The organism is Streptomyces sp. AC1-42W, from assembly GCF_003248355.1.
Classification (GTDB): Bacteria; Actinomycetota; Actinomycetes; order Streptomycetales; family Streptomycetaceae; genus Streptomyces.
Window position 1 is genome coordinate 1,243,461 of record NZ_QKWY01000002.1, and the last position, 21,990, is coordinate 1,265,450.

Consider the following 21,990-nt stretch of genomic DNA (forward strand, 5'->3'; position numbering starts at 1 on the left):
CGCGCGCGGTCGGCTTGTGTGTTTTACCGGGCATCGCACCACCGGGAAACCTAGGATCTGGGGTCTGAGAGGTAGCCAACCGAACGCACTGGGGGAATCCCATATGCCAGGCGCCATCCATGCCGAAGGGCTCGTCAAGACCTTCGGAGACGTGCGAGCCCTGGGCGGCGTCGACCTCGACGTGCCGGAAGGCACCGTCCTCGGACTCCTCGGCCCCAACGGGGCCGGCAAGACGACCGCCGTACGCGTCCTGACGACCCTGCTGCGGCCCGACAGCGGCAGCGCCTCCGTCGCCGGGATCGACGTGCTGAAGCGGCCCAACGAGGTGCGGCGCTCCATCGGGCTGTCCGGCCAGTTCGCCGCCGTCGACGAATACCTCACCGGCCGCGAGAACCTGCGGATGGTCGGCCAGCTCTACCAGATGAGCGGGCGCGCGGCGAAGGCGCGGGCGGGCGAGCTGCTGGACCGGTTCAACCTGGCCGACGCGGCGGACCGCCCCGCCAAGACGTACTCCGGCGGCATGCGGCGCCGCCTCGACCTCGCGGCGGCGCTCGTCGTCTCCCCGCCGGTCATGTTCATGGACGAGCCGACGACCGGCCTCGACCCGCGCAACCGCCAGCAGCTCTGGGAGGTCATCGAGGAACTGGTGGCCGGCGGCACGACGCTGCTGCTGACCACGCAGTACCTGGAGGAGGCGGACCACCTCGCCCACGACATCTGCGTCATCGACCACGGCCGGGTCATCGCCCGGGGCACCTCCGACCAGCTCAAGGCCCGCACCGGCGGCGAGCGCGTCGAGGTCGTCGTGCACCACCCCGACCAGATCGAACCGGCCCGCGCGGTCCTGGCCCGCGTCGGCAAGGGCGAGACCGCCGTCCTCCCGCACATGCGCAAGCTGACGGTCCCGGTCGACGGCGGTGCCAAGCTCCTCGCCGAGGTCATCCGCGACCTGGACGCGCGCGGCGTGGAGATCGACGACATCGGGCTGCGCCGCCCCACCCTCGACGACGTGTTCATCTCCCTCACCGGGCACGCTGCCGAACAGGAGAAGACCGAAGCCGAGACCCCCGAATCGGAGACGGAGAAATGAGCGCCCACAGCGAAACCGCCCCCACGAGCGCCCCCCGCCCGGGCGGCGGCATCGGCCAGTCGGCCCGCGACTCGCTGATCATCGGCAAGCGCAACCTCATCCGCATGACCCGGATCCCGAATCGTCTTCGCTCAGGTGGATTTCAGTTCAACTCGGTGGGACGTCATGACCTGCGCGTGAGCGCCACGACGAAGGGGACGCAGTGAGCAGCGCAGCGGACAGTCTGGTCATCGCCCGCAGGAACCTCATTCGGATGTCACGGATTCCAGAGATGCTGCTCTTTGGGGTCATTCAGCCAGTCATGTTCGTGGTGCTGTTCACCTACGTCTTCGGCGGCTCGATGAGCGTCGGGGGCACGACCGACCCGGACGTCTACAAGAACTTTCTGATGGCCGGCATCTTCGCGCAGACCGTCACCTTCGCCACTGCGGGGTCGGCTGCCGGGATCGCCGACGACATGCAGAAGGGCCTCGTCGACCGCTTCAGGTCCCTCCCGATGGCGCGGGGCGCGGTGCTCACCGGCCGGACCGTCGCCGACCTCGTACAGACGTGCATCACCCTGCTCGTCCTGGCGATCGTCGCGCTGATCGTAGGCTGGCGCACGGGCTCGGCGGAGCCGACCAACGCCGGCCGGGTCCTCGCCGCCTTCGGGCTGCTGCTTCTGTTGGGGTACGCCTTCACCTGGATCGGCGCCCTGATCGGCTTGTCCGTGCGTACCCCGGAGGCCGCGACCTCGGGCGGGATCATCTGGCTGTTCCCGGTGACGTTCATCTCGAACGCGTTCGTGGACACCGGGATGATGACGCCCTGGCTCCGGCACGTAGCGGACTGGAACCCGTTCAGCGCCACCGTGCAGGCGTGCCGCGTGCTCTTTGGTAACCCGGGCGTCTCGCAGTCCTCGGCTTGGCCGATGCAACACCCCGTGTGGGCGTCGATCATCTGGTCCGTGGTGATCATCGCAGTGTTCCGCACCCTGGCCGTTCGGAAGTACCGCAAGGCCGACAGCTAGTAGGGGTCGTACAGCCGACAGGCCCGGAGTCAGGACGTTCATCCTGCTCCGGGTCTTTCGTTCATAGGGGGCCCATTTTCTTCGAAACGCGACCGAACATATGTTCTTATCGGGTCGGGGTGGTCGCTGGTCGGCAGGCCTCCTGGGTGGGGCGCAGAAAAGTGGAATATTAATTCCGACCAGGGTGTCGGGCAACGTCGCTCTATTAGATGGCCGTCGCCATGTCTTTGAGTGTCGGTGACGTCGTTTCCTGCGGGGCGAGTTGCAGGGGTCTCGGCTTCGCCCGCGGCTTGCGTGGTCGTCGTTCTTCGGGGAAGAGCGAGAGGCTGATCGTGTGGGTGACCTTGGTGGTGGCGGGCTCGTCCGGTTTGAGGGTGCGGTATCCGGTGGTGCTGCGTTTGGTGGCGCGGGGTGCGGCACGTCCGGGGCGGGGACGGACGGCCTCGCGGGTCAGGTCGGCCTGGATGTCACGGATCCTGGCGGCCAGTTGCCGAGGGGGGAAAGTCCGCGCCGACGGAACGTCGGGCGGCGGCGAGGGTGTTCTTGAAGCTGATGTGCGAGACGGGGAGGTTCGCGTGGTGGGCGGCGTCCACGGCCAGGTCGTGTACGGCCTGGTAGACGCAGAGCATGGCCCACAGTTCCTGCTCGACCATGGCGGGACTGTTGGACCGGAGGGTCGCGGTGCGTCCTCCCCGCTGTTCGATCTTGATGTGCTTGAAGATCGTCTCGCTGGTCCAGCGGGCGGTGTACAGCTCTGCCAGCTCTGCGGCGGGTGCCGCCTCGGGGTCCAGGAGCGTGGTGATCAGGCAGAACAGCTCCGAGGTCTCCTCACTGTCGCCGTCCGCGCCGATCGTGGTGGTGACCACGGTGTACTCCACGGCGCGCACGGTGATCCGGGCGCCGCGCGGCCCGTTCAGGCGGGTGAGGAAGGTGCCGTCGGCCAGAACCTCATGCGGCCGCAGGGTGAAGGAATCCGAGACCCGCCACAGGAGTTCGGCCCCGGTGACCGCGGCTGCCCGCCACAGCTCATAGGCTGGAAAGCCCCGGTCGGCCATCAACAGGATGCCTTCCCGCAGGTGCACCAGGAGGCGGGCGGCCAAGGTGCGCTCGCCGACGGCGAAGGAGTCGAAGACCGCACCGATCAACGCCTTCGTGCCGCACTCCACCAGCGCGAGGAGCCTCACCTGCGGGTACGGTCCAGGCCGATTTCCGTTGGAGGCACGGGTGTAGGCGGCAGCGTTCGCCTCGCTGTCAGGAACGTCCAGCAGTGTGCCGTCCATGGAGGTCAGCCGCAGCCCGCGCCAGAAAGCCCCCGGCGTGGCCGCAGTGCCGGTGCAACCGGCGACCCGGTCGAAGAGCAGTCGCAGCGGCCCCGCACCCAGCCGGGCCCGCGCCGTTGTCAGAGACCCCGTGCGCGCCGGACGCCACACCTCCCGCGCCCGGCGCGGCCAGTGCTCCACCAACTCCCGCAGCACCAGGCCGTATCCGTCACCGCTGAACAGCCACATCGTCAGGACGAAATACACCATCAGCCGGGCCGGCAACGACCGGGTCCGCTCCTCGCGCGCCCCCGCCTCATCGACCACGAAGTCGACCAGCTCGGGCGTGAACGTACGCGACAGCACCCCCATCCGGACCCGCTCCGGGTACGTCTCACCAACTATGTGATCTCTCGGCACAAGACCGAGACTCTACGCGATCATGAACTAAGCGAGCGACGTTGGGGTGTCGGGTGTGTTCCTAGAGGTTGTCCCGTAAATGATCTGAGACGTGCAGGATGACCTGCTTGTTTGCCTGTCATCCGGTGAGGGTGAGGTTGTGCAGGCGGGCGATGCCGAGCATGGCGTGGTGGACGCCGTCGCCTTTGAGGCGGCAGTCGCGGAGGATCTTCCAGCTCTTCATGCGGGCGAAGGTGTGCTCGACGCGGGCCCGGACCCTGCGGTGGGAGGCGTTGTGCTCCTCCTTCCAGGGCGGTAGTTCCTCGTCCTTGTGCCGGCGGTAGTGCGGGATGGTCAGCCCGGTGCCCCGGTAGCCGCCGTCGGCGATCACCGTGGGGGTGGTGCCGACGGCGGCCTTCGTACCGGAGTCCTGCCAGGCCCGGCAGTCGTTGCGGTTGCCGGGCAGCGGTCGGCCGACGGCGACCACGAGGCGGGTGTCGGCGTCGATGACGACCTGGTGGTTGGTGGAGTAGCGGTAGTTCTTGCTGGAGGCGGCCACGGTCCGGTCGCGGGTGGGGACCAGCGTGCCGTCCACGATGAGCACGGCCTCCTTGCGGAACCGCCGCCGGGGATGGAGGGCGAGAGCCGGCCCGAGGTGGGCGACGATCCGGTCGGCCGCCGACTTCGATACGCCGAAGAGCGGGGCGAGTTGACGCACGGTGAGGTTGGTGCGCCAGTACGCGGCCACCAGCAGCACCCGGTCCTCCAACGGCAGCGACCACGGCCGGCCCCTGCGGACCGGGTCGGCCCCCTCGCGCCGCAGCGCGGTGACCAGCTTGCTGAACTGCCGAGGGCTCAGCCCGGTGAACGGGCCTATCCAGGAGGGCTCCGACGCCGTGATCACACCAGCCACAGCAAGATCATCTCACCTCTGGCCAGCAGTTACGGGACAACCTCTAGGGCGGGGTACTTGAACTCTGCACCAATCTTCTCAGGGGGCGCTTACGCCTGAACACCACCGAAGGAAGACTGGCCGGACAGGAACAGTCACAGGCGCCGCACCACTGGCGTTCGAGATGTCCTGGCTAGCTGTGGCGGGAATCCGCGGACCGCAGCATGACGACGTTCAGTCGCCGAGCGTCAGCCTTGACGATGCCTCGATCTCGGATCAGTGTGCGGACCGCGCTGCCCCCGATGCCGACGAGACCGCCGTCCCGGCCACAGTCGTTGTCGAGCAGGGGGACGCGATCGTCCAGCCCGCTCAGACCCCGGCGGTGCGTCCACCCGTGGCCCCGGACGCGGACGGCGAGAACCTGGAAGCGCAGACAGCCGCCAAGCCCGCAAGCCGGACGCCGGGCACTCCGGCGTCCGGCAAGGGCGCCTCGATGAAGGCCGAACCCAGGTCCGGACCGAAGCACAAGGCTGCGGCGAAGCCGAAGGCTACGCCCGGCGCCCCGGGAAAGGACCGGAACGTCGTGGTCGTACAGGGTGGCGGTGGAGGCGACAAGCCCCGCAGGGACAAGCCTGGCGCACTGGACCACCTGGACGAGTCCCTCAATGTCTGAACCTCTTCTTCGGGCCGTCCGCGTACTCCTTCGAGCTGCCCCTATCCGATTCCGGATGCCGAGCCTTACGTCGAGGTCGGCACGACTCCGCAACCTGACAAGTTCGAACAGCTCCTGCCGTTCGAGCTGCCCGTGGAGCCGAGTCAGGCCGCGGTGTAGGCAACGGTCATGTGAAGTCCCCTTCAACTGCACCTTGAAGGGGACTTCGCCATGCCGCGCCAGGGCATACGCTGATGTAGAGGTGATTCGATGTCGTCGCTGTCTGAGAACATCCGTAACCATCGCCGCCGGGTGGGCCTGAGCCAGGAAGGGCTCGCCGAAGAAGCCGGGCTGTCCGTTGGTGTCGTCCGCAAGGTGGAGCAGGGCGGCAACGTCCAGGTCGAGACGCTTCACATGCTCGCGCGCGCTCTGGGCACCACCACGTCCAGCCTCTTCGCGACCGAGGCGCCCGACCCGATCCATGCGAGCACAGGCGATGGCCCGAAACTGTCTGAGTTGCGCCGTGCACTCATGCCGCCGGTCGGGCTGCGAGAGGTGATCGTCGAGGAGGACCAGGCGCCGACCCTCTCCTCGATCCAGCGGGACATCGACGACAGCCATGCCTTCTATCACGCCGACCATTACGACAGCGTGGCCAAGAAGCTCCCTGCCATCCTTCGTTCCGCCGAGGCTGCCGTCTCCCTCGCCGAGGAAGGCAAGGCTCGCGAGAAGGCCATCGTCGTACGCGCCAGCGCCTTCCTGCTGGCCGGCAAGTACCTGACGCAGGTCAGGCGCTACGACATGGCGTATCACGCCCTCTCCCTGGGCATCAGGGACGCCCGCGAGACGGACAAGAAGCACATCGCCGCTACTGGCGTCGTCGGCATGGCCTGGCTGCTCCTTCGGCAGGACCGGTTCGACGAGGCTGAGCGCCTGGCCACCGTCACGGCCGAGGAGATCGAGCCGCGCATGTCATCAGCCACGGCCGGCGAGCTGGCTCTGTGGGGTGAGCTGCTTCAGCGGGTGGCTTCCTCTGCTATCCGGAACAACCGGCCCGACATCGCGAAGCAGGCCCGGCGCATGACGGCCACGGCTGCCAGCGCGCTGGACGTAGAACACGTCAACTTCCGTGAGCACTGGACCACGTTCGGCCCGGTGACGGCGGAGGCGAAGGCGATCGAAGACCTGTCCCTGGTGGGGGACTTCCGCGGAGTGCTTCGCAAAGCGGATGACGGTCCGGTCGGCTCGAAGGGGCTGAAGAGGTTCGGCCGGCCGAGCGCGAACAACTGGGACCGTCACCGCCTGGACGTTGCCAGGGCTCACGCGAAGCTCGGCTCCCACCAGGACGCGATGGACGAGCTGAGCACCATCAAGAACGCGTCCCCGGAGTGGCTGCGGCATCAGGCGATGGCCCGGTACATCATGACGGACATCCTCGAACGTCGTAAGCGCACGCTGACTCAGGACATGCGCGATATGGCCGTTCACCTGGGCGTAGCCGGGTAACTACCACGGTCCATGGCACTTCCGGACGTCCCGTCAGCAAACTGCTACGGGGCGTGCCTGGCCGGGTTTCGCTACCCTTTGTAACTTCGTCGTTATGGCGAGCAACCAGCAAGCCGAGCCCCGCATCGAGATCGGCTCGGTCATGAGAGACACGGAGACCGGCCGCATCGGGATCGTTCAGCGCTCTCCAGAGGGTCCGTTCCGCTTACACGCGCTGTCCAGTGACACTCACTGGGAGCCCGACCCGGACGACCTTCGACCGCTGACCCGCGCGGAGATGCTCAGCGCCCGCGTCGCGGTCGCCAACTTCTGGTCCAGGAACCGAGTATGAGCCCGGTCAGTGTCGTCGTCCGGCATGTCACGTGGACCCTCACTCCGGACCGGGAGCCGGACGCCGAGCCGGTCACGTACAAGCTCGGTTGCGCCGTCTGCCCCGAGGCGCCTGAGCCCTCGCAGGACTGGGTGAACCCGCCCCTGGCGTACCTGCAGGAACGCCGAGCCCGGAGCGCACTAGTGATCTAGCGGCTGATGGCCCGAGCGGCCGGCCCGATCCTCGCCCTGACGATCGCGGGCTCGGTCGGCTTCGTCCTCGTGGTCGGCTACCAAGCCCCCCGCCCCGGTCGTATCGAAACCCTGGACAGGTCGAGTGGTGACCGGGGCGGGTTGCAAGTCCCCATCAGTGACAGAGACGGGAGTAAGAGTAATGGCGAACTTGTACGAGCAGCAGGTTTCCGGCCCGTATGCCTCCTTCTGCGCGGGCGGTACGGACAACGACGGCAACATGGAGAGCTGCCTCACCCTCGCCGAGCTGGCGGGCGGCGGGTACTCCCTCGGCGACAGCAAGCCCGAGGGTGCCGGCCGCGAACTGCGCATGACGGCCGAGGAGATCACCACGTTCGCGAGGGGCTGGCTCGCCCAGAACGCCTCCGCCTGACGCTCCACGGGGCCCGCGCAGCCAGCTCGGGCCCCGCCATCGTTCGACTCACACAAGGAGCGCCAGATGCCGCTTGCTGACCTGGTCGACAACGTCCCTCAGATCCTGGAGGAGTGGCCCACGCAGCCGCTCCTCTTCCGCAGGAACCCGCACGACTTCACGAAGCTGCTGACGATCGACGAGGTCAACAGCCTCGTGGATCATGAGTGCCTAGCTGCCCGCAACGTCGTCCTGATCAAGGACGGCAAGGTCATGGAGCGGTACACCTACATCGACGGCGAGATGCCGCGCCCTGGGGCAGTCCGGGCGCATCTGAACGACGGGGGTACGATCTCCGTCCGGCAGCTCCAGACGGTCAAGCCGTCGCTCCGGGTCCTCCAGGAGCAGATCCAGGAAGAGACCGGCTGCCTCGCGCACGTGAACGCGTACATGACGCCGGCGGGCTCGCAGGGGCTGAAGTACCACTACGACCCGTACGTCACGCTCATCGTGCAGCTTGCCGGGCGGAAGACGTGGCCGTTGCATCGACCGTTCGTGAAGAACCCGATGAGGGAACACGGAAACTTCCTGGAGCGGGGCTTCACGTCCGACGAGCGGCACTTTCTGGCCAACACGAAGCCGGTCCACTCGTTCACCCTGGAGCCCGGCGATGTGTTCTGGCTGCCCCGCGGCTATGTCCACGCGCCTTACACGGAGGGCGACGAGACATCGCTCCACCTGACCTTCGCCCTGAAGGAGCGAACCTTCCACTGGCTTGCCGAGCGTATGGCGGAAGAGATCCTCGCCCAGGCCATCGTCGACCCCGCGCTCCGAGCCGAGATCACGCCCGCCGCACTGCTGTCCGCCCCGGACTCGGCCATCGAGTGGACGCGTAACTATCTCCTCGGAGCCCTGTTACTCCAGAATTCCGAAGAAGTGGCCGAACTTGCACGGAAGGCGGCCACAAGTGCAGCACGATGACGAGCCCCGGCACGACCACTCTGCCGCCGTGACGCAGCACTGGCACGCCTACTCGTACACCGGTCGGTCCTATTCGGACGGCCTGATCCGGCGCGGGGAGGTGCCATCCAACTATCCCCCCATCGAGATCAAGAACTGGCTCACCCGGCCGGCGGACCACGTCATGAACACGTTCCATGACGTCGAGAAGGCGATGACCTGGCTCGAAGAGGAGCTGTCGCAAAACCCCCACGTCGAGGAAGCGCTCTTCCCTCTCGCGGATCGCCTCCAGTACTCACGGGACACGCTCGACCAGACGGCCGGCAACGATGTGGTCCACGGGTACTACTCGAAGGCCCAGCAGTACATCTCGCGGGCCCTGATCGCCTGCCCGCGCGAGGGCTTCCCGATCTGCCCGTACGGGATCGCGTAGACCGGCTGAGCGCACACGAGAGCCCCCTAACCTGCGGTTAGGGGGCTCTCGTCACGCCAGCGCAAAAACGCACAGGCGCCCGTTCGTCGCCCTGTGCTACCTTGGATAGAGAAAGAACCCCCGCACAGTTGCGGGGGTTTCGGTGCACTTGGTATGCAACCGCCCGGTGCGCCCAAAGGCTTGACTGGCCCTCCTCTGAGCGGGGGCCGCACCACCCGCCACGCCCGAGCTTGTTGAAGGTTGCCAACAAGGCTCGACCCGAGGATTTCTCGACTCCCGCCAGGTCGCGATTCCTCAACCACCAACCGGTGGCTCAGGTCGAGTCTGTTGATCCGCAGGTTCACCGGCCACCTCCCTTACCTATGGAGGAAGAAGCACGGTGACTGCCAACCAGAAGAAGGCGTTTGCGATCATCGCCGACGTCATGTTCTCCATCCTCGTCGGGATCATCTGCGCGTTCTCTGTCGCTGCTCTTGGCGCATCAGCGCTGGGAAGCGTCTCGGCCGGGGGCGGGGCGTTCGGCCTTATCTGCGGGCTCGGCCTGGTGATCATCGGCATGTTCCACTTCACTGACGATCAGTCGGCGCCCCCCGTAGGTCCGCAGCAGGGGGCGCCGACGAGATGACTACCGGACCGGGCAGGCGCCCGACGCACAGTCCTCGTGCGTGGAGTCCTCGATCGCGGTCAGCTCGTAGGAGTCGAACTCTTCCTCGGTGATCCGCTCGTACGGACTCTGCGGACGGGCGCCTCCGGCATCAGGGGCGTCCCCTTGAGGGCCGGCAGCCATGACTCGACGATCTTCGGGTCGAAGCCCAGCTCCTCGACCTCGGCGACGAGCTTCTCCTTGGTCGGGAAGGCCACGACGTAGGTGTTGCCCGACTGGTCGTACACACACGACTCGACCGCGCAGCCCTGCGCCTCGAAGTCGCGGATGGTCTTGGTCTGTGCCGGGTCCGGCATCGAGAACCGGACGCGGCGGATGAAGTGGCGGGCGTAGATCGGGTGGATGCCCCTCGGTCACGCCCGGCAGCTTGGCGATGGATCCGGTCGGCGCCACGGTGGTGATATTGGCCGGCTCGGCTATCAGCAGCCCGAAAACGTACGTGTGCGGGCCTCTTTGTGGACCACGTCGCGCGGGGCATTCGAACACCGGACGCCCTGCTTGGCGCGGAATGCGTTATTCCGAAAGAGCGCTCACAGGCTGGAGCGCTACTTGTTGTTTTCCGTCTTACGGTAGTCCGTGTGCTCGTCAGCGTTCTTGCGCGTGGTTGCCTTTGAGTATCTGCTTCCAGCAGCATGACGATCGGGTACGGCCGACGGTGCTCCTTTTTCACGGCCCATGGAATGAGCTCGTCGTCCCGTGCGATCCGGCGGTCCATGCCTTCGCGATACCAGAAGTCGCCCCACATGGAGGGTCCGGTGTCGATTCCGTACTTACGCTTGTACTCCTCGGTCATCTCCTGATAAGTCCAGCCCTCTTCGAGCCATCTGATGACCGCATCCTTGTCCTGGATCTTGCGTACCCCGTGTCCTCTCCTTTCCTGAGCGTTCTACCGCAGGCATGCTTCCGGTGGCCCACGAACGCACCACTTACACTTCGTTTGTGTTTCGACCCTGTCAACTCTGCACACTTGCGGCAGTAGTGCTCGCTACAGAATCACACCGGAGCCCCGATGAAGATCACCGCTTGTGACCTCGACGAGCAGACCCCGGCGAAGACCTGCACCATCATGATCGAGGGTGATGCACCTGCGGACCGGGATCTCCGCGAGACGCACGCCGCGCCGATCGAGGAGCTAAACCAACAGGTGAAGGAGGAAGGAAGGCCGCCGGGCGCCGAAGATCACGACGCTGGAAGGAATCGAAGCCCAGAAGCAACCCGAGGCCGAGGCAGACTCGTTACTCATGCGGCAATGAACGACTTACACTCACAGTTACACAGTGCGGCGTAAGGAGATTGTGATAATGGCACTAATTGCTCTTCCCTGGCAGAATCTGCAGCAGAGTGCCATCCGGGTCGCGATCTACTTACGCGTTTCCACGACTCAGCAGCTCGAAGGCTATGGACTGAAGGTGCAGGAGGAGCAGTGCCGTAACTGGCTCGCCGCCTCCCTCAGTCATGTACCCCACCTCGTGGCCGATGTCTACGTGGACGGCGGCGTGTCAGGCAAGCCTGCCAGGCGCGAAGACCTCGACCGAATGACTAACGACATCATGGCCGGCGAGGTCGACCTGGTGATTGTCGGCAAGCTGGACCGCATCGGCCGGACCATGAAGAACATCCATCGCTGGGTTTATGACGTCAGCGACAGGGGCAACGTCGCTCTATTAGATGGCCGTCGCCATGTCTTTGAGTGTCGGTGACGTCGTTTCCTGCGGGGCGAGTTGCAGGGGTCTCGGCTTCGCCCGCGGCTTGCGTGGTCGTCGTTCTTCGGGGAAGAGCGAGAGGCTGATCGTGTGGGTGACCTTGGTGGTGGCGGGCTCGTCCGGTTTGAGGGTGCGGTATCCGGTGGTGCTGCGTTTGGTGGCGCGGGGTGCGGCACGTCCGGGGCGGGGACGGACGGCCTCGCGGGTCAGGTCGGCCTGGATGTCACGGATCCTGGCGGCCAGTTGCCGAGGGGGGAAAGTCCGCGCCGACGGAACGTCGGGCGGCGGCGAGGGTGTTCTTGAAGCTGATGTGCGAGACGGGGAGGTTCGCGTGGTGGGCGGCGTCCACGGCCAGGTCGTGTACGGCCTGGTAGACGCAGAGCATGGCCCACAGTTCCTGCTCGACCATGGCGGGACTGTTGGACCGGAGGGTCGCGGTGCGTCCTCCCCGCTGTTCGATCTTGATGTGCTTGAAGATCGTCTCGCTGGTCCAGCGGGCGGTGTACAGCTCTGCCAGCTCTGCGGCGGGTGCCGCCTCGGGGTCCAGGAGCGTGGTGATCAGGCAGAACAGCTCCGAGGTCTCCTCACTGTCGCCGTCCGCGCCGATCGTGGTGGTGACCACGGTGTACTCCACGGCGCGCACGGTGATCCGGGCGCCGCGCGGCCCGTTCAGGCGGGTGAGGAAGGTGCCGTCGGCCAGAACCTCATGCGGCCGCAGGGTGAAGGAATCCGAGACCCGCCACAGGAGTTCGGCCCCGGTGACCGCGGCTGCCCGCCACAGCTCATAGGCTGGAAAGCCCCGGTCGGCCATCAACAGGATGCCTTCCCGCAGGTGCACCAGGAGGCGGGCGGCCAAGGTGCGCTCGCCGACGGCGAAGGAGTCGAAGACCGCACCGATCAACGCCTTCGTGCCGCACTCCACCAGCGCGAGGAGCCTCACCTGCGGGTACGGTCCAGGCCGATTTCCGTTGGAGGCACGGGTGTAGGCGGCAGCGTTCGCCTCGCTGTCAGGAACGTCCAGCAGTGTGCCGTCCATGGAGGTCAGCCGCAGCCCGCGCCAGAAAGCCCCCGGCGTGGCCGCAGTGCCGGTGCAACCGGCGACCCGGTCGAAGAGCAGTCGCAGCGGCCCCGCACCCAGCCGGGCCCGCGCCGTTGTCAGAGACCCCGTGCGCGCCGGACGCCACACCTCCCGCGCCCGGCGCGGCCAGTGCTCCACCAACTCCCGCAGCACCAGGCCGTATCCGTCACCGCTGAACAGCCACATCGTCAGGACGAAATACACCATCAGCCGGGCCGGCAACGACCGGGTCCGCTCCTCGCGCGCCCCCGCCTCATCGACCACGAAGTCGACCAGCTCGGGCGTGAACGTACGCGACAGCACCCCCATCCGGACCCGCTCCGGGTACGTCTCACCAACTATGTGATCTCTCGGCACAAGACCGAGACTCTACGCGATCATGAACTAAGCGAGCGACGTTGGCGACAGGGGAGTCCGGATCGTTACGGCAGACGGCCGCATCGATTCAAACGACGACACGTTTGGTGTGCAGCTCTCTCTGCTCGCCTACATGGCCGAGGTCGAGCACGCCTTGATTCTTGAGCGGACCATGGGTGGCCGGAGGCAGAAGATCGCGGCCGGTGGTTGGCCATTGGGTGAGCCGCCCTTCGGCTTGACGCTCGCCGAGGATGGCGAGCCCATCCTGAATCCGGTCGAGGTCAAACAGGTCGAGGCCTTCGCTGACTACGTCCTTGACTCTCCTGAGTCCGTGACGCGCGAGGAGGCGGCTCGCCACCTGAATTCGAAGGGCTACCTGAGCCGTCAGGGCAGGCCCTGGGAGGGCGGCAACCTCGTCCGCCGAATCCGGGCCAGCCTGAAGGGCTACGTCGAGTTCAACTTCGACGGCGAGAACGAGGACGGTGAGGAGATCGCCACCACTTTCCGTATCGACGTGCCCAAGGCTCTGCCGGATGATCGCTCGGAAGCCGTGCTCGCCTGGCTGGAGCGCACATCCCGCCTGCGGAGCGCGGCAGTCTCCCAGTACATGCTGACCAACCGCCTGATCTCCGTGTGCGGAGCCCACCGGACCGGCACGTTCGTGTCAGAGGGACGCTCGAAGAACACAGCCGGCCGCTACTACCGGTGCATGGCCGGCAAGCCAGGCGTCCCGCTCGACGAGCGGCACGAGGACTGCTGGGAGCTTCCGGCCGATGCCCTCGAAGGGGCCGTCTGGTCCGAGATCGAGGGCCTGCTGAACAGCAAGAGCAAGCTGCAAGAGCTGGTCGAGGGCCGGCTGGGAAGCATCCCTGACCGCGCAGCGTCCTACCGTCGTCGCATCGCAGAGCTCGACATGCAGATCGAGAGAATGCGCACGGCTCGTAAGAAGAAGATCGCCCTGCTCCTGGCCTGCGTGGACGACGCCGACCAAGAAGACGCCGTGCTCGTTGAGGAACTGCAAACGGAGCTGAAGGCGCAGGAGGCCGAGCTGGTGGTGGAGAGGGGGCGCGTGACCGAGTGGCTTGAGGAGGCGGAGGCCCGGGAGGAGGTGGCTTCCAGTCTGCTCACGGCCGTGTGGGACATCGGCACCGAGCGCGACTTCACCCTCACGCAGAAGCTGGACCTGCTGGACCTGCTCGACATCCGCGTGCACATCACCGACAAGGGAGTGCCTCGGCACAAGGGTCTAGCCGACCCGATCACCGAGTGGCACCGCGAGACCGGAACCTCGGTGCCCGCGGGGCTGACGGGCGAGATGTGGGATCGGGTCAAGGGCATCCTGTCGGGCACACGCCAGTGGACGGACGTACGCGGGGCCTTCGACGTGATGCTGGAGAAGCTGCGCACAGGGAAGCCGTGGAATGAGTACAGCGGGTCCGAGAGGATCGGCGGCCGGGGCTACGCGACGCTGTACAGGCGAGTACGTCATTGGCACAGCTCGGGAGAGTACCAGGCCGCCCTGGAGGCACTGCAGGGCTTCGAGGCCGTGCCTGTGCCGCCCTCCTACCAGCTCCCGCACATGCTGGTGACCAGCGCGGTTGACCCCGAGTTCACAGCTTCCGGGGTGCGGACGGAGAGGCCAATTATTGCGTCGATCCAGGTGAACGCGTAGCCGAGCAGGAGGAGCGGTCCCAGGACACGGAGGAGCTCCGGCCGCGCGGTGCGGTCGGAGCTCCTTGCTGTCCGGTGCGGGCGGTCAGCCGGTGTACGGCTTCGCCGACAGGATCTTCACCGTGGCGGTCTTGCCGTTCGGCAGCTCGTACTCGGCGCTCTCGCCCATCTTCTTGCCGTTCACGCCCATGCCGAGCGGCGACTGCGGCGAGTAGGTCTCGATGTCGCCGCTGGCGTACTCGCGCGAGGCCAGGAGGAAGGTCGTCGTGTCGTCCTCATCGCCGTCGAAGGCGATCGTCACGACCATGCCGGGCTCGACCACGCCGTCGTCGGCCGGCGCCTCGCCGACCTTCGCGTGCTCCAGGAGCTGGGTCAGCTGGCGCACCCGGAGCTCCATCTTGCCCTGCTCCTCCTTGGCCGCGTGGTACCCGCCGTTCTCGCGCAGGTCCCCCTCCTCACGGGCCGCCGCGATCTTGACGGCGATCTCCGTGCGCGCGGGACCAGACAGGTACTCCAGCTCGGCCTTGAGCTGGTTGTACGCCTCCTGCGTGAGCCAGGTGACGTTTTCGCTGGTCTGAGTCACAGGGTGCTCCTCGTCGGTACTGGGAATACAAAGCAACGCCCTACCCGCAAGCATGCGCGCTCACGGGTGGGCGAAACCACGAGCCTAACAATTCACCGGGAAAAGGGGGAGAAGGTTAAAGTCGCGACCGAAGAAAACGCAGGTCAGAGCCTGTCAACTGAGGTTACGACGGGCGCGCTGCGGTCAACGCGACGCTCCGCCGTCCTCCGAGCAGCCCAGCAGCTCGACCGCGGTCGCCCGGGACGTCGTGCGCAGGGTCAGGATCTCGTCGACGCGGGAGGAGTCCCCGTCGAAGCGGAAGTCCTTGCGGGCCACGTCCGCACCGTCCTCGCGCTGCGCGCGCAGCGAGCAGTAGCCCTTGGCGCCGACGTCCTTGCGGACCTCCAGATGGATCTCGACCTTCTCGTCCGAGACCACCTTGAACTTGATCACCTCGGCGCTCAGGCCCTTGCCGGCCACATAGCCGTAGCCGATCCAGCCGATCACGCCCAGCAGCACGGCGCCCAGCACCGCACCGATGACCTTGAGCCTGCGGTCCGCGCGCTGGTCCGCGGAGCGGCCGTAGCGGTTCTCGGGAAGCGCCTCGCGCACCGCCGTCATGATCGTTCCTCCCGTGCCGGGGATCGAGGAATTTTCCATCCCCCGGTTCGGTCACTATAGAAGTCGCACAACGCGACCAATCACTGAGGATCGAGTCTTGACTGAGCAGCTTCGACTGATGGCCGTACACGCTCACCCCGACGACGAGTCGAGCAAGGGCGCGGCCACCATGGCCAAGTATGTGTCCGAGGGGGTGGACGTGCTGGTCGTGACCTGCACGGGCGGCGAGCGCGGCTCCATCCTCAACCCGAAACTCCAGGGCGACGCCTACATCGAGGAGAACATCCACGAGGTGCGCCGCAAGGAGATGGACGAGGCCCGCGAGATCCTGGGCGTCGAGCAGGAGTGGCTCGGCTTCGTCGACTCCGGCCTGCCCGAGGGCGACCCGCTGCCGCCGCTGCCCGAGGGGTGCTTCGCCCTGGAGGACGAGACCGTCGCGGCCGGCCGCCTCGTCGCCAGGATCCGCGCCTTCCGGCCGCAGGTCATCACCACGTACGACGAGAACGGGGGCTACCCGCACCCCGACCACATCATGACCCACACCATCTCGATGATCGCCTTCGAGGGCGCGGCGGACACCGAGAAGTTCCCCGAGGCGGAGTTCGGCCCCGCCTGGACGCCGCAGAAGCTCTACTACAACCAGGGCTTCAACCGGCCGCGCACGGTCGCGCTGCACGAGGCGCTGCTCGCCCGCGGCATGGAGTCCCCCTACGGGGAGTGGCTGGAGCGCTGGAAGGAGTTCGGCCGCGCCGAGCGCACCCTGACCACGCACATCCCGTGCGCGGAGTTCTTCGAGATCCGCGACAAGGCGCTGATCGCGCACGCCACGCAGATCGACCCGGACGGCGGCTGGTTCCGCGTCCCGATGGACATCCAGCGGGAGGTCTGGCCCACCGAGGAGTACGAGCTGGCGAAGTCTCTGGTCGATACCTCCCTCCCCGAGAGCGACCTCTTCGCGGGCATCCGCGACAATGCCTGATATGTACGCGACTCAGGCACTGACGAACCTCGTCCCGCTCGCCGAGGAACTCGACAAGAACAAGGTGACCCCCGGGGTCCTCGGCTTCATCGTCTTCGCGGTCCTCGCCGTGGGCGTGTGGCTGCTCATGAAGTCGATGAACCGGCACATGGGGCGGGTCGACTTCGAGGAGGCGCCGCAGGAGCCGGCGCCGGCCGAGCCGGCCGCGCCGGTGTCCGCGAAGCAGAAGTAGGCGCGACCACGCGGACGCGGGGCGCTTCGGCCGGGCGGGGCGCTTCGGCCGCGCCCCGCCCGCAGGCCCGTCCCGGCACCGGGCCTCAGAGCGTGACGCCCATGATCTCCCGCGTCCGGCGGGACGGCAGCAGCCCCAGCGTCCACGCCTGCCAGTCCGCCTCCAGGTCCACCCCGCGCTCCAGGACCACCCCGTAGGCGTCCGCGCAGTCGTTCACCTTGGGGTCCCTGGCCGGATGCGCCGCCGCCCGCAGCTCCGCCAGCTCCTGCCGCGCCACCACCGTGCCCACCTCGACCCCGCCGGGCGAGGCGTACGGCAGCAATGTGCAGCGCAGGAAGCGCGCCCAGTCCGCGCCCCGCGCGTCCCCGTACGACTCGAACAGCCCGGCCGCCTCGCCGCACAGCTCCAGGGCCTGCCGCGCCCGCTGGTTGCCCGCGTCGATCAGCGCGAGGTCCAGGCAGGTCCACGCCTCGCCATGGGCGACCCCGATCCGCCGGAAGTTCGCCCGCGCGTCCACCAGCAGCTGCCGGGCGAACCCGGAATTGCGCAGGTTGCCCGTCTGCGCGGCCCGCTGGTCGCGGCTGACGCGCCCCGAGTGCTGCCGGGCGCACGCCAGCCCGTAGACGTCCCGCATCCGGGAGAACATCGTCCGGGCCCGCTCCAGTTGCCGGACCGCGTCCACGGTGTCCCCGGACTCCTCCAGCGCCTGCCCCAGGTAGTAGAGCGTCCACGCCTCGCCGCGCGCGTCCTCGTTGTCGCGGTGGCGGGCCAGCGCCCCGGTCAGCCGCTCCACCGCCGGGCCCGCCTCGCCCGCCAGCAGCAGGGCCCGCGCCAGCTGGGTCGTCGCCCACGCCGTGCCGCGCTCGTCGTGCGTGCGCCCGTACAGGTCGAGGGCGGTGCCCAGGGCGGCCCCGGCCCGCTCCCGGTCGTCCAGCCGCAGCCACACCTGGCCCAGCTGGAACCACGTCCACGCCTCCCCGTGCAGCGACTCGCCCTCGCGGTGCAGGACGAGCGCGGTGTCCAGCAGCGCCACCGCTTCGGCCAGGTTGCCCCGGTCCCGCTCCACGGCCGCCAGCGCGTGCGCCGACCAGGCCCGGTCCGCGTCCTGCCCGGCCGCCGACTGGAGCCCCATCGCCTCGCGCAGCCGGGCCGCCGCCTCCGTGAGGTCGCCCTGGTGGTGCAGGGTGATCCCCAGCGAGCACAGCGCCAGCGCCGTACCCGAGTCGTTGTGCGCCTCCCGGTACAGCCCCACGACGGACGACAGCGTGGTGCGGGCCTTGTCCAGCTCGCCGAGCTGCCGGGCCGCGATCCCCGTACGCCACCGCACCGACCGCTCCAGCAGCCCCTGGTCGACCGCCTGCGTCAGCTCGCTGATCTCGCCCAGCCGGTACAGGTCGCCGCGCAGCAGGCAGTAGTCGCACAGCGCGCCCAGCAGCGCCAGCACCGCGCCCTGGTCCACGCCCTCGGCATGGCGCAGCGCGGAGGTGATGAAGCTCGACTCCTCGTCCAGCCAGCGCAGGGCCGCGTCCAGGGAGCCGAAGCCGTGCGAGCCGAACTGCCCGGCGCGGGTGGACATCTTCCCGTCCACCATCCGGATCACCGCACCGGCCAGATCCGCGTAGTTCGCGATCAGCCGCTCCTGCGCCGCCGCCCGCTCCGCCGGGTCCTCCTCGTCGCGCAGCCGGGCCAGCGCGAAGCCGCGTACCAGGTCGTGCAGCCGGTAGCGGGAGCCGCGCACATGATCGACGAGCCCCGCCCCGGCCAGAGCCGTCAGCAGCCGACCCGCCTCCTGCTCGTCGGTGGCCAGCAGCGCGGCGGCCGCCGCCGCGCCCAGGCTCGCCCGCCCGGCCAGCGCCAGCCGCCGCAGCAGCCGCCCGGCCTGCTCGGACTGGTCGGTGTAGCGCAGCCACAGAGCCCGCTCCACCGGTTCCACCGGCCCGTACGCGGCGAGATCGGCGGCCAGCGTGCCCGCCGTACGCGCCCCCAGCGAGGAACCGGCGATCCGCAGCGCCAGCGGCAGGCCGCCGCACAGCTCCGTGATCGCCTCGCTCGCCGGCCGGTCGTACGGGCCCGGCTCCGCCTCCTGCGACACCGCGCGCAGCAGCTCCTCCGCACCGGCCGGATCGAGCGCCCCCACCTCCAGCCGGTGCACCCGGGCCGGCAGCGAGCCGGGCAGGTCGAGCGGTTCGCGGGCGGTGACCAGGACCAGGCTGTCGGAGCGCTCCGGGACCAGGGCCGCGACCTGCTCCGCGTCCCGCGCGTCGTCCAGGACCACGGTCACCGGGGTGCCGGTCAGATGCCGGTGGTACAGCTCGCCGAGCCGGCGCAGCTGCTGCTCGTCGGACGCGCTGTCCCGGAACAGCAGCTGCTCGCGCGGGGCGCCCAGCCGGTTCAGCAGATGCAGCAGCGCGTCCCGCGTCGACAGCGGCGTCCCGCCCTCGGTGCCGCCGCGCAGATCCACCACGCACGCGCCCCGGAACTGGTCCTTCAGCTAGTGCGCCGCCCGCACGGCCAGCGTGGTGCGCCCGGAGCCCGGCGGGCCGTGCAGCACGACCACGGTCGGCTTCGTCTCCGTGGCCGCGCGGGCCGCCTGCACCCACTGGCCGATCCGGGCCAGCTCGGCCCGCCGCCCCGCGAACAGGCCCTCCGCCGCCGGCAGGTGCCCGAACGACTGGTCGAGCAGCGCGCGCGTCCGGGCGGCGGCGCTGCGGTCGCCCCCGCGCAGATACGCGGTACGGGCCTTGGCGGCCTTCTTCGCCGGGGCACGCGTGGCGGCGGCGAGCATTCGCCGCCGGTCCAGGAACGGCCGTATGCCCCGCACGTCCAGAGCCGTCAGCCACTGCAGCCGCAACTGCTCGGGCCGGCCGGGCGCGTCCTCGGCGGGCCGGGCGGACGGGCGCTGCCGGGTGGAGGCCCTGGCGGCGGTCGTGGTGGCGCCCGCCACGGCGACGACCGCCCCCGCGCCGAGCGCGAGCCCGGACTCCGTGCCGAGCGCCACATCGGCGCCGAAGGCCGCGACGGCGGCGACCCCGGTGACCAGTAACGGCGTCACCAGGCTCTCCCGGCGCAGCCGTCGGCCCTCCGCCGAGGCATCGAGCGCGCTCACGTACGCGGTGTACTCCGCCTCCGCCGCGGCCGCGATCGAGTCGAAGGCGGCGCGCGCCCGGTTCAGCAGCAGCGCCTCGTCCGTACGGCGGCCGGTGCGCCGCGCCTCCTCCTCCACGGCCCGTGCCAGCAGCCGTTCGGCATCCGCCCGGTGAGTGTCCCGTATCCGCATCCGCGTTCCCCTCCGGCTCCGGTGCCACGGCCCCGGCCCGCGTTCCCCGGTCCGCCGCGAGGTACCAGTGTCCTTCGTACGGCGTCCCGGCGCGAGGGAACGGGCGCGGCCCACCGGCGCGAACGCCGGTGGGCCGCAGGGGTGTTGGGTCAGTGCATCCAGCGGGAGCAGTCGTTGACCCACTTGTGCGACCGGATGTTGTTGTTCATGGTGTAGCCGTTGCTGAACGTGTTCCGGGACAGGTCGTCCACGAAGAACTCGCCCGGTGCCAGGCAGTTGTAGCCGCCCTCGTAGTTCTGCAGCCAGAAGAACTTCACGACGTCGAGGTCGCCGGTGTAGCCGGCGTTCATCACGGAGGACGCCTTGTCGCTGTCGTTCTCGAAGCCGCCGCCCGCCGTGTCCCAGTTGGCGTCGTTGCCGGCGGCGCTGCCCAGCTTGTTGTAGCAGTAGGTGGAGTCGTAGGCGTACATGTTGCCGTTGCGGCCCGGCCAGATGTCGTTGCAGTGGTTGGAGGCCGCGGCCGACGCGGACGACTGCGCGGACGCCTGCGCGGCCGTGGCGGGGACGACGAGTCCGGCGGCGGCCAGACCGAGTGCGGCAATGGACATGCCCAGCTTTCGCATGGTTCGCTCCTGTGTGTCTGCCTCGTCGGAGGCGTGCTGATCCACGGCCGGACGCCGTGGAGGTCTGTGGGTGGGGTGGGGGCGGGGCGGTGGGGCGGCTCGGTCAGGCGCGCGGGCCCGTGATGCGTTCCGCGCGGGCGTACGCCCGGCGCTCCAGCCGCCGGTGGGTGTCGATCAACTCGCGGTAACGGGCGGGCAGCCGGTCGCGGTAGTACGCCTCGCGCTCCCGCGCCACGGTCGCCAGCGCGCTGCTGCGGGCGCACCGCGCCTCCGCCACCGCGACGCGCTTCTCCGCCGCGAACGCCTCGCCCTCCGGCAGTTCCGCGGCCTGCCGTGCCACGGCCTCGCGCGCGGCGGGCGGATCGGCGTACGGGTGCCCGGCCCGGTCCATGCAGCGCGCCCAGTCCCTGAGCGCGGCGGTGAACTCGGGGTCGCGGGTGATCCGGGGCACGTAAAGGCCCTGGAGATTGCTGACGGCCTTGTCGGCGCGGAACCAGGCGGCCGGGTCCCCGTACAGCTTCTTCTCGGCCTCCGCCGAGCAGCCGCCGATCCGCTTGCTGATCTTCCCGGTGCCCTGCGGCGTGGGGATCTCGGCCGTCAGGACCGGGGTGTCGGGGCCGCCGCCCAGCGCCTCGTCGTAGGCGGCGCGGCGCCGCTGCGAGAGCTTCGCCCGGTACGTGCCATTCGGGTTGGCGCGCCGCGCCCGGTCGGCCTTCTCCTCGATGCGGCTGCCGTAGCCGTGCTCGGCGGCCCATGCGGTGTCGTCGTTGACGTACCCGGCGAGCCGGCTCTTCTCCAGGGTGAGCAGACTTCCCGGCCAGTACCGGAAGCCGTGCCGTCCCATGCAGCGCGCGGTGAGCGCCTGGAGGGCGTCGGAGATCCGCAGTTCCTCGGCGCGGGTGGCGTCCCGCTCCGGTCCGGCCGCCGGCGCCGTTCGCGCCGGGCCGGAGGAGCCGTTCCCCGCGCCCCCGGTCGCGGCGGCCGATACGGCCACCGCGACCACGCACGCGGCGATGAACCCCCGTTTCATGCCACCACCCCCCGTTGCCGTGCCGCCCCCCGGCGGCACACCCCTACCTTCCCGCCGGGGCGGTGGCGGCGGTACCTCGT

The 21,990-nt window shown here is 68.8% G+C and carries 22 protein-coding genes and 3 pseudogenes; 15 read left to right on the forward strand and 10 right to left on the reverse strand.

Translation table 11 applies throughout. The annotated features are described in order from the left end of the window. Positions 1-103: 103 nt before the first annotated feature. From DNK56_RS23570 to DNK56_RS23580, 3 genes are read left to right on the forward strand one after another with little or no spacing between them, the layout of a single operon-like run. The gene (locus DNK56_RS23570) at positions 104-1,090 is read left to right on the forward strand and encodes an ATP-binding cassette domain-containing protein (protein ID WP_111337853.1); all 987 of its coding nucleotides are present in this window, start codon (positions 104-106) and stop codon (positions 1,088-1,090) included. Then, positions 1,087-1,296 carry a hypothetical protein gene (locus tag DNK56_RS36190; RefSeq protein ID WP_241990064.1) on the forward strand — a complete coding sequence of 70 codons (210 nt, stop codon included), beginning with the start codon at positions 1,087-1,089 and terminating at the stop codon, positions 1,294-1,296. Before DNK56_RS23570 ends, DNK56_RS36190 begins: the two co-directional genes overlap by 4 nt. Beyond that, positions 1,293-2,099 carry an ABC transporter permease gene (locus tag DNK56_RS23580; RefSeq protein ID WP_111337854.1) on the forward strand — a complete coding sequence of 269 codons (807 nt, stop codon included), beginning with the start codon at positions 1,293-1,295 and terminating at the stop codon, positions 2,097-2,099. Before DNK56_RS36190 ends, DNK56_RS23580 begins: the two co-directional genes overlap by 4 nt. Before the next feature lie 467 nt (positions 2,100-2,566). On the opposite strand, the gene DNK56_RS23585 is transcribed toward DNK56_RS23580, so the two are convergent. Continuing rightward, entirely contained in the window at positions 2,567-3,730 is a 1,164-nt protein-coding gene (locus DNK56_RS23585) for an IS4 family transposase (protein ID WP_111329449.1), read from the reverse strand. A gap of 166 nt (positions 3,731-3,896) precedes the next feature. Further along, positions 3,897-4,670: a transposase gene (locus DNK56_RS23590; RefSeq protein ID WP_111337855.1), complete on the reverse strand. Its 774-nt coding sequence runs from the start codon at positions 4,668-4,670 to the stop codon at positions 3,897-3,899. A 178-nt stretch (positions 4,671-4,848) separates the two neighbouring features. On the opposite strand from DNK56_RS23590, the gene DNK56_RS23595 reads away from it, so the two are divergent. From DNK56_RS23595 to DNK56_RS23630, 8 genes are all read left to right on the forward strand, one after another. Continuing rightward, entirely contained in the window at positions 4,849-5,322 is a 474-nt protein-coding gene (locus DNK56_RS23595) for a hypothetical protein (protein ID WP_146610436.1), read from the forward strand. A 249-nt stretch (positions 5,323-5,571) separates the two neighbouring features. Continuing rightward, the gene (locus DNK56_RS23600; protein WP_111337857.1) at positions 5,572-6,807 is read left to right on the forward strand and encodes a helix-turn-helix domain-containing protein; all 1,236 of its coding nucleotides are present in this window, start codon (positions 5,572-5,574) and stop codon (positions 6,805-6,807) included. A 94-nt stretch (positions 6,808-6,901) separates the two neighbouring features. Further along, the gene (locus DNK56_RS23605; RefSeq protein ID WP_111337858.1) at positions 6,902-7,138 is read left to right on the forward strand and encodes a hypothetical protein; all 237 of its coding nucleotides are present in this window, start codon (positions 6,902-6,904) and stop codon (positions 7,136-7,138) included. After that, positions 7,135-7,329 carry a DUF7848 domain-containing protein gene (locus tag DNK56_RS23610; RefSeq protein WP_111337859.1) on the forward strand — a complete coding sequence of 65 codons (195 nt, stop codon included), beginning with the start codon at positions 7,135-7,137 and terminating at the stop codon, positions 7,327-7,329. Before DNK56_RS23605 ends, DNK56_RS23610 begins: the two co-directional genes overlap by 4 nt. Before the next feature lie 181 nt (positions 7,330-7,510). After that, positions 7,511-7,741 carry a DUF397 domain-containing protein gene (locus DNK56_RS23615; RefSeq protein ID WP_111337860.1) on the forward strand — a complete coding sequence of 77 codons (231 nt, stop codon included), beginning with the start codon at positions 7,511-7,513 and terminating at the stop codon, positions 7,739-7,741. Between the two features lie 66 nt (positions 7,742-7,807). Continuing rightward, positions 7,808-8,701: a JmjC domain-containing protein gene (locus DNK56_RS23620; protein WP_111337861.1), complete on the forward strand. Its 894-nt coding sequence runs from the start codon at positions 7,808-7,810 to the stop codon at positions 8,699-8,701. 28 nt (positions 8,702-8,729) lie between these two features. Beyond that, positions 8,730-9,113: a hypothetical protein gene (locus DNK56_RS23625; RefSeq protein ID WP_146610435.1), complete on the forward strand. Its 384-nt coding sequence runs from the start codon at positions 8,730-8,732 to the stop codon at positions 9,111-9,113. Positions 9,114-9,492: 379 nt separating this feature from the next. Beyond that, positions 9,493-9,738, forward strand: a complete 246-nt coding sequence (locus DNK56_RS23630; RefSeq protein ID WP_111337863.1) for a hypothetical protein — start codon at positions 9,493-9,495, stop codon at positions 9,736-9,738. Positions 9,739-9,797: 59 nt separating this feature from the next. Here the strand turns inward: DNK56_RS23630 and DNK56_RS35520 are convergent, their stop codons facing one another. After that, positions 9,798-10,073: a hypothetical protein gene (locus DNK56_RS35520; RefSeq protein WP_199563645.1), complete on the reverse strand. Its 276-nt coding sequence runs from the start codon at positions 10,071-10,073 to the stop codon at positions 9,798-9,800. Positions 10,074-11,078: 1,005 nt separating this feature from the next. Here DNK56_RS35520 and DNK56_RS23640 point away from each other — a divergent pair. Beyond that, positions 11,079-11,477, forward strand: a complete 399-nt coding sequence (locus DNK56_RS23640; protein WP_111337864.1) for a recombinase family protein — start codon at positions 11,079-11,081, stop codon at positions 11,475-11,477. A 226-nt stretch (positions 11,478-11,703) separates the two neighbouring features. On the opposite strand, the gene DNK56_RS23645 is transcribed toward DNK56_RS23640, so the two are convergent. Continuing rightward, entirely contained in the window at positions 11,704-12,867 is a 1,164-nt protein-coding gene (locus DNK56_RS23645) for an IS4 family transposase (RefSeq protein ID WP_111329449.1), read from the reverse strand. A gap of 100 nt (positions 12,868-12,967) precedes the next feature. On the opposite strand from DNK56_RS23645, the pseudogene DNK56_RS36510 reads away from it, so the two are divergent. Then, positions 12,968-13,114: pseudogene (locus DNK56_RS36510) on the forward strand (recombinase family protein); the annotation flags it as partial. 1,403 nt (positions 13,115-14,517) lie between these two features. Here DNK56_RS36510 and DNK56_RS36200 read toward each other — a convergent pair. The 3 genes and pseudogenes from DNK56_RS36200 to DNK56_RS23660 all read right to left on the reverse strand — a co-directional run. After that, a pseudogene (locus DNK56_RS36200) lies at positions 14,518-14,610 on the reverse strand (ABC transporter permease); the annotation flags it as partial. Between the two features lie 61 nt (positions 14,611-14,671). After that, positions 14,672-15,169: a transcription elongation factor GreA gene (gene greA / locus DNK56_RS23655; protein WP_111337866.1), complete on the reverse strand. Its 498-nt coding sequence runs from the start codon at positions 15,167-15,169 to the stop codon at positions 14,672-14,674. A gap of 183 nt (positions 15,170-15,352) precedes the next feature. Beyond that, a complete protein-coding gene (locus tag DNK56_RS23660) occupies positions 15,353-15,769 on the reverse strand; it encodes a DUF4307 domain-containing protein (RefSeq protein ID WP_111337867.1) in 417 nt (138 codons plus the stop codon). A 97-nt stretch (positions 15,770-15,866) separates the two neighbouring features. On the opposite strand from DNK56_RS23660, the gene mca reads away from it, so the two are divergent. Continuing rightward, entirely contained in the window at positions 15,867-16,748 is an 882-nt protein-coding gene (gene mca, locus DNK56_RS23665; protein ID WP_111337868.1) for a mycothiol conjugate amidase Mca, read from the forward strand. Position 16,749: 1 nt separating this feature from the next. After that, positions 16,750-16,980, forward strand: a complete 231-nt coding sequence (locus DNK56_RS23670) for a hypothetical protein (protein ID WP_111337869.1) — start codon at positions 16,750-16,752, stop codon at positions 16,978-16,980. A gap of 85 nt (positions 16,981-17,065) precedes the next feature. Here DNK56_RS23670 and DNK56_RS23675 read toward each other — a convergent pair. The 3 genes and pseudogenes from DNK56_RS23675 to DNK56_RS23685 form a co-directional block, all read right to left on the reverse strand. Then, positions 17,066-20,257 (reverse strand): annotated as a pseudogene (locus DNK56_RS23675) (tetratricopeptide repeat protein). Between the two features lie 149 nt (positions 20,258-20,406). Then, complete coding sequence (locus DNK56_RS23680; protein WP_111337870.1) at positions 20,407-20,880, reverse strand: hypothetical protein; 474 nt, start codon at positions 20,878-20,880, stop codon at positions 20,407-20,409. A gap of 103 nt (positions 20,881-20,983) precedes the next feature. Beyond that, complete coding sequence (locus DNK56_RS23685; RefSeq protein ID WP_111337871.1) at positions 20,984-21,910, reverse strand: hypothetical protein; 927 nt, start codon at positions 21,908-21,910, stop codon at positions 20,984-20,986. Between the last annotated feature and the right edge of the window lie 80 nt (positions 21,911-21,990).

Excerpts from the sequence above, each read along its gene's own strand:
- DNK56_RS23620 (WP_111337861.1), top strand. The coding sequence starts at position 7,808 with ATGCCGCTTGCTGACCTGGTCGACAACGTCCCTCAGATCCTGGAGGAG.
- DNK56_RS23600 (WP_111337857.1), top strand. The coding sequence starts at position 5,572 with ATGTCGTCGCTGTCTGAGAACATCCGTAACCATCGCCGCCGGGTGGGC.
- DNK56_RS23680 (WP_111337870.1), bottom strand. The coding sequence starts at position 20,880 with ATGCGAAAGCTGGGCATGTCCATTGCCGCACTCGGTCTGGCCGCCGCC.
- DNK56_RS23645 (WP_111329449.1), bottom strand. The coding sequence starts at position 12,867 with ATGGGGGTGCTGTCGCGTACGTTCACGCCCGAGCTGGTCGACTTCGTG.
- DNK56_RS23660 (WP_111337867.1), bottom strand. The coding sequence starts at position 15,769 with ATGACGGCGGTGCGCGAGGCGCTTCCCGAGAACCGCTACGGCCGCTCC.
- DNK56_RS23670 (WP_111337869.1), top strand. The coding sequence starts at position 16,750 with ATGTACGCGACTCAGGCACTGACGAACCTCGTCCCGCTCGCCGAGGAA.
- DNK56_RS23585 (WP_111329449.1), bottom strand. The coding sequence starts at position 3,730 with ATGGGGGTGCTGTCGCGTACGTTCACGCCCGAGCTGGTCGACTTCGTG.
- DNK56_RS23610 (WP_111337859.1), top strand. The coding sequence starts at position 7,135 with ATGAGCCCGGTCAGTGTCGTCGTCCGGCATGTCACGTGGACCCTCACT.
- DNK56_RS23640 (WP_111337864.1), top strand. The coding sequence starts at position 11,079 with ATGGCACTAATTGCTCTTCCCTGGCAGAATCTGCAGCAGAGTGCCATC.
- DNK56_RS23605 (WP_111337858.1), top strand. The coding sequence starts at position 6,902 with ATGGCGAGCAACCAGCAAGCCGAGCCCCGCATCGAGATCGGCTCGGTC.
- DNK56_RS35520 (WP_199563645.1), bottom strand. The coding sequence starts at position 10,073 with ATGCCGGACCCGGCACAGACCAAGACCATCCGCGACTTCGAGGCGCAG.
- DNK56_RS23570 (WP_111337853.1), top strand. The coding sequence starts at position 104 with ATGCCAGGCGCCATCCATGCCGAAGGGCTCGTCAAGACCTTCGGAGAC.
- DNK56_RS23615 (WP_111337860.1), top strand. The coding sequence starts at position 7,511 with ATGGCGAACTTGTACGAGCAGCAGGTTTCCGGCCCGTATGCCTCCTTC.
- DNK56_RS36190 (WP_241990064.1), top strand. The coding sequence starts at position 1,087 with ATGAGCGCCCACAGCGAAACCGCCCCCACGAGCGCCCCCCGCCCGGGC.
- DNK56_RS23685 (WP_111337871.1), bottom strand. The coding sequence starts at position 21,910 with ATGAAACGGGGGTTCATCGCCGCGTGCGTGGTCGCGGTGGCCGTATCG.